General features: G+C 36.2%; 15 protein-coding genes and 1 pseudogene. 7 read left to right on the top strand and 9 right to left on the bottom strand.

Features of this window, described 5'->3' with window-relative positions; translation table 11 throughout:
- Window positions 1–284 precede the first annotated feature (284 nt).
- Window positions 285–755 (top strand): hypothetical protein, encoded by a 471-nt coding sequence (locus ACQKIM_RS10925; RefSeq protein WP_427543310.1) that lies wholly within the window; start codon window positions 285–287, stop codon window positions 753–755.
- Between the two features lie 55 nt (window positions 756–810).
- Here ACQKIM_RS10925 and ytxJ read toward each other — a convergent pair whose 3' ends face one another.
- The 5 genes and pseudogenes from ytxJ to ACQKIM_RS10900 form a co-directional block, all read right to left on the bottom strand.
- On the bottom strand, window positions 811–1140 hold the full coding sequence (gene ytxJ / locus ACQKIM_RS10920) for a bacillithiol system redox-active protein YtxJ (protein WP_427543308.1): 330 nt from the start codon (window positions 1138–1140) through the stop codon (window positions 811–813).
- A 116-nt stretch (window positions 1141–1256) separates the two neighbouring features.
- Window positions 1257–1577, bottom strand: a pseudogene (locus tag ACQKIM_RS10915) (VOC family protein); the annotation flags it as partial.
- Between the two features lie 86 nt (window positions 1578–1663).
- A complete protein-coding gene (locus ACQKIM_RS10910; protein WP_427543305.1) occupies window positions 1664–2299 on the bottom strand; it encodes a 3-oxoacid CoA-transferase subunit B in 636 nt (211 codons plus the stop codon).
- Window positions 2299–3006, bottom strand: coding sequence for a CoA transferase subunit A (locus ACQKIM_RS10905; protein WP_427543302.1), 708 nt, complete (start codon window positions 3004–3006; stop codon window positions 2299–2301). The genes ACQKIM_RS10910 and ACQKIM_RS10905 overlap by 1 nt, the downstream gene beginning before the upstream one ends.
- A 108-nt stretch (window positions 3007–3114) precedes the next feature.
- The gene (locus ACQKIM_RS10900) at window positions 3115–4005 is read right to left on the bottom strand and encodes a LysR family transcriptional regulator (RefSeq protein WP_427543299.1); all 891 of its coding nucleotides are present in this window, start codon (window positions 4003–4005) and stop codon (window positions 3115–3117) included.
- A 326-nt stretch (window positions 4006–4331) separates the two neighbouring features.
- Here ACQKIM_RS10900 and ACQKIM_RS10895 point away from each other — a divergent pair, with 326 nt between their 5' ends.
- From ACQKIM_RS10895 to ACQKIM_RS10880, 4 genes are all read left to right on the top strand, one after another.
- Window positions 4332–5027, top strand: coding sequence for a hypothetical protein (locus ACQKIM_RS10895; RefSeq protein ID WP_427543296.1), 696 nt, complete (start codon window positions 4332–4334; stop codon window positions 5025–5027).
- A 453-nt stretch (window positions 5028–5480) separates the two neighbouring features.
- A complete protein-coding gene (locus ACQKIM_RS10890; RefSeq protein WP_427543294.1) occupies window positions 5481–5651 on the top strand; it encodes a MerR family DNA-binding transcriptional regulator in 171 nt (56 codons plus the stop codon).
- A 17-nt stretch (window positions 5652–5668) separates the two neighbouring features.
- On the top strand, window positions 5669–5866 hold the full coding sequence (locus ACQKIM_RS10885) for a hypothetical protein (RefSeq protein WP_427543291.1): 198 nt from the start codon (window positions 5669–5671) through the stop codon (window positions 5864–5866).
- Between the two features lie 102 nt (window positions 5867–5968).
- Complete coding sequence (locus ACQKIM_RS10880; RefSeq protein ID WP_427543289.1) at window positions 5969–6250, top strand: hypothetical protein; 282 nt, start codon at window positions 5969–5971, stop codon at window positions 6248–6250.
- A gap of 52 nt (window positions 6251–6302) precedes the next feature.
- Here ACQKIM_RS10880 and ACQKIM_RS10875 read toward each other — a convergent pair whose 3' ends face one another.
- The gene (locus tag ACQKIM_RS10875; RefSeq protein ID WP_427543286.1) at window positions 6303–6941 is read right to left on the bottom strand and encodes a LysE family translocator; all 639 of its coding nucleotides are present in this window, start codon (window positions 6939–6941) and stop codon (window positions 6303–6305) included.
- 670 nt (window positions 6942–7611) lie between these two features.
- On the opposite strand from ACQKIM_RS10875, the gene ACQKIM_RS10870 reads away from it, so the two are divergent.
- Together ACQKIM_RS10870 and ACQKIM_RS10865 are read left to right on the top strand one after the other, a co-directional pair.
- Window positions 7612–8037 (top strand): SRPBCC family protein, encoded by a 426-nt coding sequence (locus ACQKIM_RS10870; protein ID WP_427543283.1) that lies wholly within the window; start codon window positions 7612–7614, stop codon window positions 8035–8037.
- Window positions 8034–8354 (top strand): ArsR/SmtB family transcription factor, encoded by a 321-nt coding sequence (locus tag ACQKIM_RS10865; RefSeq protein WP_427543280.1) that lies wholly within the window; start codon window positions 8034–8036, stop codon window positions 8352–8354. The genes ACQKIM_RS10870 and ACQKIM_RS10865 overlap by 4 nt, the downstream gene beginning before the upstream one ends.
- A 40-nt stretch (window positions 8355–8394) precedes the next feature.
- Here ACQKIM_RS10865 and ACQKIM_RS10860 read toward each other — a convergent pair whose 3' ends face one another.
- The 3 genes from ACQKIM_RS10860 to ACQKIM_RS10850 all read right to left on the bottom strand — a co-directional run bounded on the left by ACQKIM_RS10860 (window position 8395) and on the right by ACQKIM_RS10850 (window position 11625).
- Complete coding sequence (locus tag ACQKIM_RS10860; RefSeq protein WP_427543277.1) at window positions 8395–9174, bottom strand: YqhG family protein; 780 nt, start codon at window positions 9172–9174, stop codon at window positions 8395–8397.
- 17 nt (window positions 9175–9191) lie between these two features.
- The gene (locus tag ACQKIM_RS10855) at window positions 9192–10700 is read right to left on the bottom strand and encodes a DEAD/DEAH box helicase (RefSeq protein WP_427543274.1); all 1509 of its coding nucleotides are present in this window, start codon (window positions 10698–10700) and stop codon (window positions 9192–9194) included.
- A 109-nt stretch (window positions 10701–10809) separates the two neighbouring features.
- The gene (locus tag ACQKIM_RS10850; RefSeq protein ID WP_427543271.1) at window positions 10810–11625 is read right to left on the bottom strand and encodes a helix-turn-helix transcriptional regulator; all 816 of its coding nucleotides are present in this window, start codon (window positions 11623–11625) and stop codon (window positions 10810–10812) included.
- Between the last annotated feature and the right edge of the window lie 63 nt (window positions 11626–11688).

Genomic DNA, 11688 nt, shown 5'->3' with positions numbered 1-11688 from the left:
GTCGGAACGGAGATCAACCCCTCGTTTTGAAAAAGGGCTATACTTTTTAATTTGTCACCTTGATTTCATTGACATAATAGTATTTCAACAACATGTCAATTACGCCCTAGCGTAATTGCGTCCGGATTTTTTTCGAGCCTGCACGAAAAACTCCTCTTCAAAATCCGTGACATCCGTCAGAGGCTTTATCTTCCCACTTAGAGTGAAAAAAGTATTGATAACCTTCCTTCATCTTGTATAATTCACCTTCATTTTGTACATATATGGTAGTAACAAGGGAGGTCATGATATTGAAAAAGTTAGTTTATTTGTTTTTACTTGCTACACTATTATTATCAGCGTGTGGAAAAAATACAGCGCCTAAGGAAGCGAAGGAAGCGGCGGTTGATAGCAATACTTCAATTGAAGATATAGTGAGTGCGACTGTCAAAAGTAAATTTACAGTAGAAGATACAAAGGGAATCGTTACAATATCCATTCAAGATGCAGATGTAAAACAGGGCTCAAAAAGTCAAATGTTAAAGGACTCCGCGAAAATATTTGCTGAGCTTTCAAAATTAAAAAGTGTTAAAACACCAGCAATTATTTGGTCTGCTCCATTAACAGAACCAGGCGGTGCAGAAAACATGACTGAGGTATTAAATATATATTTTAACGAGGAAGATTTTAGAAAGGTCAACTGGGCGAACTATTCCCAACTAGAATTAGAATCGATTGCCTCTCACTATCATCAAAATGAAGCCTTAGGGCAATAAATAGCTTTCCGCAAAAAAGATACCCCGCTATGTATAATGAAGGGTATCTTTTTATTTATTTAACATACATACTAATGGCTTTAGACAGGAGTAATTGCTTTATCTTATAATGGGTTGCCTGCCATACACCCTTCCCTCCCTGCAAAATTAAAAGCTGGGGGGATTCATGCTTCACCTCAAGTTCCTGCTCGATCATTTTTGATACCATTCTATCCTTTTGCACAATGACTACATACTTTGGAAAGCTAGTTTCCAGTGCTTTAAATTCTTTTAATGCGGAAATGCTACTAAAGCAAGTCATGCTGTATTTTAACACTAGGCAGGGTGTATGCCTCGATAGCTGTAAAACTTCTCTCCACTCTTCTGTTGTCTTTATTCGCTTCATAATGAAACCTCCATATTATTGTCTTATTGTATTATATACCATACTAGGTATTCTTAGCATTACATAAAAAAACGAGCCTACAATGAATGTAAAAGCTCGTGCCATTAATAATTTAATTAGATTCCTTCTGTATTCATCAAAACTAGGCGCCAGCCATCGGGATCTTCAATTGTGATTCCTTTCTCAGCCCAATATGGATTTTCTGGCTCTACTTCTGGATATCCCATTTGCATTAAACGATTCGCTATTTGTTGTATTGTTTCAATACTTGTTAAATAGAGAACAAGTAGATTATCCTTGGTTGGCGCTGGACATGGACTACCCTCTATATGCTCTGTAAATTCTAAATGATAAGCAGCATTCGGGAGACCAATCATTATCCCATTGTAGCCTCGATGTCCCGAAAATGAGCCGATTTTTTCTAAACCCACTCCTTGACAATCAATTACGCCCCAGCGTAATTGCGTCCGGATTTTTTTCGAGCCCGGTATAACCAGCTCAAAAAGAGAGCTGGTTACGCTGATTATAATGCAAGGCTGAATGAAGCAGCTGTTTTTTCCTTTACTTCCTCGATAGTGACACCCTCTGCTAATTCGATAAGCTGCATGCCATCCGTTGTAAAGTCAAAAACAGCGAGATCTGTAATTAATCGATGCACTACACCCTTACCTGTCAACGGAAGCTCACATTGCTTTTTAATTTTAGATTCTCCATTTTTATTAACATGCTCCATTATTACGATAACTCTTTTCGCACCGACAACAAGATCCATGGCGCCTCCCATGCCCTTGACCATTTTCCCTGGAATCATCCAGTTTGCAAGGTCACCTGTCTCAGATACTTCCATACCACCTAAAATAGCAAGATCAATATGTCCTCCACGAATCATCGCAAATGATTCCGCACTATCAAAGAAAGAGGCACCTGGTACAACTGTTACCGTTTCCTTTCCAGCATTTATTAAATCCGGATCAACTGCTTCCTCCGTTGGATAAGGTCCAATTCCAAGCAAGCCGTTTTCTGATTGTAAAAGCACATCATAATCGGCAGGAATAGCATTGGCAACAAGTGTTGGCATACCAATACCTAAATTAACATTCATCCCATTTTGTATTTCTTGCACAGCCCTATTGACGATTTTTTGTCTTGTATCAGCCATTAAGCTTCCCCCTTTTTCACCGTCAAACGCTCAATACGTTTCTCGTAATTTTCCCCTAATAAAACGCGTTGTACAAACACACCAGGTGTATGAATATGATCCGGATCTAATTCGCCTACTTCAACGATTTCCTCTACCTCTGCTATCGTAATTTTCCCTGCTATCGCAGCTAATGGATTAAAGTTACGGGATGTTTTCCTAAACACCAAATTTCCTAGCTTGTCTGCCTTCCACGCTTTGACAAGTGCAAAATCAGCGGTAATTCCTTTTTCTAAAATATATTCCTTGCCATCAAAAACCTTTACTTCTTTTCCTTCAGCAATTGGCGTCCCCACTCCAGCAGCCGTGTAAAAGCCAGGAATTCCAGCACCGCCAGCTCTCAAACGTTCAGCTAATGTTCCTTGTGGTGTTAATTCTACTTCTAGCTCACCACTTAAAAATTGCTGTTCAAAAATTTTATTTTCACCTACATAGGATGCAATCATTTTGTTTATTTGTTTATTTGCCAGTAAAAGTCCCAAGCCCCAATTATCAACACCACAGTTATTACTGACAACGGTTAAGTCCTTTATTCCCTTTTGCACTAAAGCTGCAATAGATTTTTCAGGAATACCACATAGCCCGAAGCCTCCCACTGCTAATGTATCCCCATCTTTTATATCTGCCACAGCTTCCTCAAACGAACTCAACACTTTCCCGTTTCTCATAATCGAAACCCCCTTAAATTGCTCGTTTATTAAGAAAAATTCTACCCTAATGTCATTTTATAAGTAAAGGAATTAATTAGAATATTACTTATTCCTAAAATGCATAAATCATCTTTTACTTGTCTCTTCACTACTAATACTATTTAGTAATTGCTTCAATGCAAAAGATTGATATGTATTCTTCTTTGTAATAACTCCTAAACGCCACGGCATATCAAAATCTTTTAAAGGTATAATTTTTACGTTTTTATTTGTTTGCTTATCTGCGATTGAATAGGGCAAAAGTGTGATACCTAAATCTGAGGATACAAGCTCTACAATTAAATCCCATTGTGAGCTTTTATAACCGATGATTGGTGTAAATCCAACAGTCTTACAGGTATTAATCACATAATCATGTAGTGTAAATTCCTCCGTGAAGATAATAAATGTCTCATTTTTTAAATCCTCTAATTGAATATACTCCTGCCGTGCTAGTGGATGAGAATCATTAATAAATACAAAAAATTGATCTTCTACAAAGGGTTGGACGGAAAATTTCCTTTCGTCCGTAGGCAATACAACGATTCCTATATCAACTTCACCATTTTCTACGAGTGTACCAATCATTTTAGCCCCACGTTCCACAAGTTCTAGATGTACCTTTGGATATTGCAAATGAAATTTTCTTGCGATTTCCGGGAAAAATAATGTGCCTATCAGTGGTGGAATGCCTAATTTAATCTCACCTGTCTTAATGTTCAATAAATCATCCAATAATATATGTAAATCTAGTACCGAGCGCATTATTTTTTGCCCCTGTTTATAGACAATACTTCCTGCGTCAGTTAATTCAACATGGCGTGTAGAGCGGTTTAACAATTCTACTCGCAGGGTTTCCTCCAATTTTTTTATACTTTTACTTAAAGAAGGCTGTGAAACAAAGGATTCACTTGCGGCCTTTGTAAAACTTCCATGTTCAACAACCGCCATAAATGCTTTTAAATCTCTTAATTCCATATTGAAAGCTCCCTATTCATTCTAATTTATTATAAAAAGATTGCTGTATCCCCTTTTTAATAATAAATTCTCTCCATATTCCACAAACCCTTTTTATAATGTGAGGGAGGAAGAATACCGCTTAATATTCGCGTAATTTACAATGTTGCACCCTTCAAATAACTAATACTATCGATACTACAAAACATTTAAACAGACTGAAATTCTATATAAATCTAATACTTTATACCGAGGAATTTGACAAGTTGAGAGTTTTTTGAGAGTTAACTTTCCTATAATGAATTAAGATTTTTGTCATAATTTATCAAAGATTGGAGATGCAGCAGATGTTAAAGCAATTGCTTGAAAATCGAATTGTTAATATGCATAATTTTGGACTAACTTTTCAGCACCACATTTATGAACTACAAAATTGTGAGGACGTTTTAGGCTTAGAAGCAAAATGGCTGCAAATTGAGAACAGTGATGTTGCTGTAGGATATATTGTAGGCAATCGGTTATTTTTCAAAAGTATGGGCTTTGGTAGAACCGATATTACATTAACAGATGGAATTCGTGAAGCAATTGTACAGCTGGCAGTAATACCTTCAGGAGAAATCTCTGTTGAAGTAAAGCCGTTCATCGGCAGCTCCAAAATTGTAAATGTATACTTTAGAACAATCTTAGGTGATACCGTTATTGCAATAGATTTAAAAGGGGCTCTGAAAAATTATTTAGTAGCTCATCAATTTATGAATAATGAGGATAACATCGTAGAGGTACACTATCAATCGAAGCATCCAAATGTTTTACAGCATTCTGTTGCTGGTAATTTTGTTTTAGGCAGTCGATCTGATGGAGTAGCCATCACAAATGCAGAGGAATACACATTAGCTAACAAAATAGCGAATTTACAATTTTCTAAAATAGTCATTCAACAACATGGCATGAAGAAGGTCATTTCCTTAAAAATGCTTTTAACCTTTGTTATTAGTAATCGAATTTTCGTTAGCCATGAGCTACCCCATGTGAGTAGGAATTAACAATTTCAGCATCCCCAGAAAAAAGTAAAAGGAATTTATTATATGCTTATTTTTTGCGTCACGATTATTGTGATAATTGTCAGCGCACTCATCATATCAAAAACTATACAGATTAGAAAAAAACGTCAAGAAAAAAAGAAAGTATTAGAAGAGCGCCTTAAACACCTTCTGCTCACCAATATTATAAAACCTAAAAAATAGTTGCTTCTCACGTTACGTTAGCTTTGACAATCAATTTCGCCTTGGCGTAATTACGTCCGGATTTTGAATTGTGCGAGCACAATTCATTCCTTTGAAAATCCGTGACATCCGCTGGAGGCTTTGGGCCAACATGATGTTGGTCACTCAGTCGTTGCCACAGGACGTGGCGTTTCTTAGACTGAGTTCCGCTATTTCAGTAGGTGTTTACACACCAACTGAATGAAGATAGGTAACATGTAAGAGGGTAAAATAATGTCCACTCAATATTCAATTGGAGAGTTTGCCAAAAAAACAGGCATGACCATTCGAACTTTGCATTATTACGATGAAATTGATTTATTAAAGCCATCCTTTATCTCTACAACTGGCAGAGGATTTTACTCAGATGAAATATTATACAGCTTCAAAAAGTTGTATCCTTGAAATTTTCAGGCTATCTATTGGAAAAAATTCATGCATTAATCCATTTAAAAGAATGGGATTTAAAAGAGTCACTTGAATTTCAAAAGCAAGAGATGCTTCAAAAACAGGAACATCTTCACCAAGCCATTCGGACCTTAGATCATGCCATATATATGATGGATGAGCAAGGCACTATGAACGCAAATATCTTTATGATGCTTATTCAATATGCATAAGGAAGAGGAACAGAAAGAATGGCTTCTAATTATTTTCCAAAAGAAATGGTTGAAAATATGTTTAAAGTCCCTGAGGAGAAGCATAAGAAGCTAAATTAGGAAATGGCTGACCTTTTTAGTCAGTTGAAGGCAGCATATGGTCAGGATCCAGCCAATCCGAACGTTCAGGCGCTATTGGAACAGTATTTTGACCTATCTCTTGAGTTATATCCAGGTGCAATTGAGCTTGTGGAAAATGTAAAAGATGAAGATATTGAATTGGAGCATGATACACAACTCTTCCCCTCGCCCCTTTCGTCTGAGGAAGAGATATGGCTTGGTCAGGCTATGCAAATATATTGGAAAGACAAGGGTATTAATCTTCACTTGATTTTAAAATATTAAATAGGTCGATTAGCATCACATATTTTGTAGCAACCCTACTTTTTCTTTATATTCAATGAGATTTTTCCAATGCTAGTTTAATACCAAAACCAATTAAAATAATGCCAGTTAGTCCTTCTATGACAGCCTTTGTAGTTGGCTTTTTCATAAATGCGCTAATTTTATCCAACAAGTAAACATAGAATACAAACCAAATTCCTGTTAAAGCAGTGTATATTAGCCCCATTATAAGAAACGGTATGAATGTACCACTCGTGCTATCTACAAATTGAGGTAAAAATGTTAGGAAAAATACGGCCACCTTAGGATTAGTAACGTTTGTTAGAAAGCCTTGCTTAAAGCAAGATTGCTGTGCGTATTTATGATCGATTTGCGTTTCATCTTGAGCTACAGGAGATTGCGTGCGGATTGTACGTAAAGTCCATAATGTTTTGACACCTAAATAGCATAAATACACCGCACCAACATACTTCAAAATGGAAAATACATAGGCGGACTTCACAATAATGGCGGACAATCCAATCACCGCTGCAAAAGTATGGATTAATAATCCGCAACAGGAACCAAGTAAGGTTTGTAAGCCTCCCTTTCTACTTACGGTAAGTGTATTTTTCGTGGCAATTGCCGTATCTGGACCTGGTAAGATAATTAATAAAATACACATTATCAAAAAGACTGATATGTTCACCATTTCAAGCCCTCCTCTTTCGTCTGAAAATTATAAAAATAATTCTACCATAAGGACAATATTATAGAAAAGGTCATTTATATAGAGAAAAATTTCACAAGCAACGGTGCGCTTTGAAAATCGTGAACATTATTGACATGTGCTATTTAAAATAGAAGAATCCATTTTGAAAAAGATGTGAATCATATTAAAAGGATATTATGCCTCGGCATAATTGAGTCCGGAATCGGCTTTGTGCTTAGGCCTGCATGAAGAGGTCAGTTAACCGTTATCGCATGGATGCGATGTTTTTAGGCTAACATCCTTTATTAACTCCTTTCCGATTCCGTGACATCCGCCAGAGGCTTTGGGCCAACAGATGTTTTTTGCGCGAAAGCGTAGTGCTAACGTAGCGTCAGCAGCACGATGTTGGTCACTCAGGCGTTTTCACAGGATGTGAAGATCTTAGCCTGAGTTCCTCTATTTCAGCGGGTGTTTGGACACCCGCTGAAAAGTAGCTTAAATTTGTATTCATCTCACCACCTATAGAGGTGGGAGACTTCTGTATCTGCCGCTATGCTTTCGATACAAAAAACATTTGCTGAAAGAAGTTAAATCAATTGACATATAACCATAAGGTGTCATATATTCATAACACCTTATGGTTATATTTTTGAAAAGGAGTTATGTGAAAATGACAGAAAAGCTAGAAAATATTGTGAAGGTGATTAAACTTAATGCACCGATTGAAAAGGTGTGGGAGTCAGTTACAAATGCTGAAAAGATATCTAAGTGGCTAATGCCAAATGATTTTAAGCCAATTGAAGGACATGATTTTACAATCCAATCTCCATTTGGTCCTTCACCATGTAAAGTGGAGCAAGTGAATGCTCCCCATTTTGTACGTTTCGCTTGGGATACAGATGGCTGGTTTGTTACATTTGAGCTAAAAGAGCTTGGTGAGCAAACAGAATTTACGTTAACACACGGTGGTTGGAAAGAGGCATCTCATATTATTCCAAGAGCTAATATACCTACTGAAGCTGTTCGTAAAAATATGGATGGCGGCTGGACAATGATTGTTACTCAAAAATTAAAAGAAACTGTGGAATCACAATGACACAGCCTGCAGTAAAATATGATGTCTTTCATGCTATCGCTGATCCGACAAGACGTCATGTCCTACAGCTGCTTGCCTCAAGTAATAAACCAATCTCACTAATTGCTGAAAATTTTGCGATCAGTCGTACCGCTGTCGTTAAGCATTTAACTATTTTAGAGCAAGCTGAGCTCGTATCTTCCCAGAAAAAGGGACGAGAAAAAATTTATACATTGCATATTGAAAAGCTGAAGGAACTAGAGGATTGGTTGCAGTACTTTGATTTATTCTGGGATAATAAATTAGCACAGCTCCAAAGCATGGTGGAAGAAGAATAAAGTAGCAAGGAGCTGTCTCTTTTATTTAGACAGCTCCTGCTCAATATAGATAAAATAACCCACCATTAATGATTTCTATTTTAATCTTTGTCTCATATTGTTCCTCTAACGCTTTCTTTTCAATATCATAGCATTCTGGCTTGTCATCAATATCCTCGTAAAAATAATCTAATACCCGCTGATCACGCTGCCACCTCTTTTGTGCTTCTGAAGCCCATGAATGGTCATCTTGTTCTATGATTGCATCAATGGCTTCATTTAGTCTTTGTAATGCTCGAATCGGCTTAATAATGTGTTGTACATGAAAAACATTATCTCCTGGAACTGTATCTAGTGCTGTTTTACAGAGGACTTCTTGAAAATTCTTCTTAATAACCCCTGTTAAGAGATTTATGCCGAAGGAGTAGAGCATTTCCTTAGTTCGATCACAGCAATATGATATTTTATAATTTATGCCTAACCACGGTGTTAAGATAGCCTGCCCGATTGTCGGATCAACTTCCTCATACATCTCCACATAAGCTCCTAGCTCTCTTGTTGCTTGAAAAACTTGATTGAGTCTTGGAGAACCGAAATGAATAGCCTCGCCATACAGGTTCGCAGCAGATGTTGTTTGATTTGTAATAAATGTTATTTGTGCAGGATTTGGCTCACTATTTGTCGCCTCAATATATTGCCAATAAAAAGGTCTGTTCATAATTTTTTTATCAATATCTACTGTTAATTGGACAGTAAGATAATGACGATCCTCATTCAAAATAGTGCAATCATTTTCGGTAAAAAACTCTCGTAAATAACTATGAACTTGCTGTGGATACATAGCTTTTCCTCCTACATCTAAACGGATTCTTTAAAGTTTGTTAAAATGGCATCTAAATCCCCTACTACTTTTTCAAAAACATCAATTTTCGTATGCAATAATGCTAAGATATTTTCTTCAATCGTATTTTCGATAGCAAGATTATAAATATGCACATCATGCTCCTGACCTAAACGATGGACTCGACCAATACGTTGCTCTAATTTCATAGGATTCCATGGTAAATCGTAGTTAATGACATGATGACAGAATTGCAGGTTTATCCCCTCACCACCTGCCTCTGTTGCAATAAGAACCTGAGCTCTTTCTTTAAATAAATGCTTCATATAATCACGTTTACTTTTATTAAATTTCCCGTTAAATAGTACGCTTGTGATTCCCTTAGAATGTAAATACCACTGCAAATATAGCTGCGAAGCCCTATATTCTGTAAAGATAATCACTTTCCCCTGTGCCTGCTCAATAATTTCTAGCGTTTTTTCTGCCTTCGTATTCACTTCTAAAGCCATTAATTTTGCCAGAATGCCTTCAATTTTTGATGACTCCGAGTGGTCCTCAAGCATTTTCGATAATGTTAACCCTGTTGCCTCTTTGCTACTGCACATTTCTTTCTGTAACGTAATTTTAGTGAACGAACCAGTATTTTGAAGCGTTCCGAGCAAATCATATACTTCCCGCTCTTCCTTCGTAAATTGGATAGGCACAATTTGAACTTGTCGTTGTGTCCATTCAATGCCAGTATCTTCCCTCCTATTTCTCACCATCACCTGATTCACTAATTCTTTTAAATAATCATCATGCTCTAAATCATGCTTACTAGCTGAGAAGGCCGATTGGAATGTTTCATAGCTACCAAGATGACCAGGCTTTAATAATGAAATAAGATAATATAATTCAAAAACATCGTTTTGAATGGGAGTAGCCGTTAATAATAGACAAAACTTTTTCTTTAAGCTTTGTACAAATTCATATATTTGCGTTTTATGATTTTTTAATTTATGTGCCTCGTCAATAATAATCATGTCATAATCCTGCTCATAAATGCGCTCTCTGTGTGGACTCTTCTTCGCCGTATCCATACTCATAATAAGTACATCGTAGCGCTCTATTGGACAATTTTTTTTATAGGCGATAGCTGGAATATGAAACTTACTATTTAGCTCTTCCACCCATTGATTTATAAGAGAGGCTGGTGCTAATATAAGTGCCCTTTTGACAAGTCCCCGAATAAGATATTCCTTTAAAATCAAACCTGCTTCAATTGTTTTACCAAGTCCTACCTCATCACCTAGAATCGCTTTCCCATTCATGCGTTCAATCACTGTTTTAGCAGCTTCTAATTGATGTGTCAGTGGCTTCAAATTTGGTAAATATTTCGTTGCCTGTAATCCTGTAAATTCAGGAATCAATTTCATTTTCACAATGTCATAATTCATCTTATATAATGTCCAGTTATCCCATTTCTCAAGATGATTTAATCGATTGATGAAGCCATCTTCCCATTCGGACGACCTCTCGATTTTCATATCTATCACCTCATACTATTTTTTCTAACTTAGGTTGTCCAAAAAAGTAAAAGCTATGTTTTTTTATGCAAAAAACATCTGACGAAAATTAATTTTCATCAGATGCTTGTTATATCATATACATACGAAATTCAGTAGGCGATAAACCCGTAACCTTTTTAAAGACACGACTAAAATAAAAATAGTCTGTGTACCCCACCTTTTCAGAGATTTCCGATAGCGATAAATCCGTGGTTCTTAATAAAAGCTTGGATTTTTGAATGCGTAAATCTGTTAAATAGGTTGTTGGTCTAACACCCATTCTTTTCTCAAATACGTAGGTAAGCTTACGGCGCTCTATATTAAAGTGATTAGCAATATCAAGCACAGTCATATTATTTGCATAGTTTTCCTGCATATACTCAATAATAGACGACATCTTTTCTTTTTTATCTTGATAGTCCAATAATTTTACTGATAACACAATTTCCTCTAAGATATTTAAAAAAAGAGCCTTCGATTGAAGAAATGACAGACTACTACGCATTAAATAATTTTGTATTAATTGCTGTAGCATACTCATCAGCTTTATATTATCGCCAATTTCAATTGTAAAATGATTGTTATAAACAGGATACATTGCCCTTACCTCATCAGGTAGCTTAAAATGGATAACTGCGTACTCTTGTTTTGCATTATTAGTAACAATACGCTCAATAGGCAAATTGGGACCAGCATGAATAATATGTCCCTTTTCTAAAACATAAACTATACCATCAATTCTTACTTTAAATTCACCATTTATCGGGAACATTAATCCTCCTCCTGCCTGACTCATTGTCTTATATTTTGTGAGCACTGTTTCAGACGATATTTTCTCTGTTATGACATCAATCAATGTTAATGGTGCCCTTGTATATAAATGAATAACTTCTTGAATTTCCACTACTTATTTATCCTTTCTTTCTTAAATTAAAAAAAATAAAAAGGAACACTAAATAGCTATTAG

The organism is Lysinibacillus sp. NPDC047702 (genome assembly GCF_050272555.1).
Lineage (GTDB): Bacteria > Bacillota > Bacilli > Bacillales_A > Planococcaceae > Lysinibacillus.
Note: the sequence above shows the minus strand (reverse complement) of the source record. Positions and strands in the feature narration are given on the sequence as shown.

What these genes read in the sequence shown, in the direction of transcription:
- ACQKIM_RS10870 (WP_427543283.1), top strand. Translation starts at nt 7,612, where the DNA reads ATGACAGAAAAGCTAGAAAATATTGTGAAGGTGATTAAACTTAATGCA.
- ACQKIM_RS10905 (WP_427543302.1), bottom strand. Translation starts at nt 3,006, where the DNA reads ATGAGAAACGGGAAAGTGTTGAGTTCGTTTGAGGAAGCTGTGGCAGAT.
- ACQKIM_RS10895 (WP_427543296.1), top strand. Translation starts at nt 4,332, where the DNA reads ATGTTAAAGCAATTGCTTGAAAATCGAATTGTTAATATGCATAATTTT.
- ACQKIM_RS10860 (WP_427543277.1), bottom strand. Translation starts at nt 9,174, where the DNA reads ATGTATCCACAGCAAGTTCATAGTTATTTACGAGAGTTTTTTACCGAA.
- ACQKIM_RS10910 (WP_427543305.1), bottom strand. Translation starts at nt 2,299, where the DNA reads ATGGCTGATACAAGACAAAAAATCGTCAATAGGGCTGTGCAAGAAATA.
- ACQKIM_RS10875 (WP_427543286.1), bottom strand. Translation starts at nt 6,941, where the DNA reads ATGGTGAACATATCAGTCTTTTTGATAATGTGTATTTTATTAATTATC.
- ACQKIM_RS10865 (WP_427543280.1), top strand. Translation starts at nt 8,034, where the DNA reads ATGACACAGCCTGCAGTAAAATATGATGTCTTTCATGCTATCGCTGAT.
- ACQKIM_RS10900 (WP_427543299.1), bottom strand. Translation starts at nt 4,005, where the DNA reads ATGGAATTAAGAGATTTAAAAGCATTTATGGCGGTTGTTGAACATGGA.
- ACQKIM_RS10890 (WP_427543294.1), top strand. Translation starts at nt 5,481, where the DNA reads ATGTCCACTCAATATTCAATTGGAGAGTTTGCCAAAAAAACAGGCATG.
- ACQKIM_RS10855 (WP_427543274.1), bottom strand. Translation starts at nt 10,700, where the DNA reads ATGAAAATCGAGAGGTCGTCCGAATGGGAAGATGGCTTCATCAATCGA.
- ytxJ (WP_427543308.1), bottom strand. Translation starts at nt 1,140, where the DNA reads ATGAAGCGAATAAAGACAACAGAAGAGTGGAGAGAAGTTTTACAGCTA.
- ACQKIM_RS10880 (WP_427543289.1), top strand. Translation starts at nt 5,969, where the DNA reads ATGGCTGACCTTTTTAGTCAGTTGAAGGCAGCATATGGTCAGGATCCA.
- ACQKIM_RS10925 (WP_427543310.1), top strand. Translation starts at nt 285, where the DNA reads ATGATATTGAAAAAGTTAGTTTATTTGTTTTTACTTGCTACACTATTA.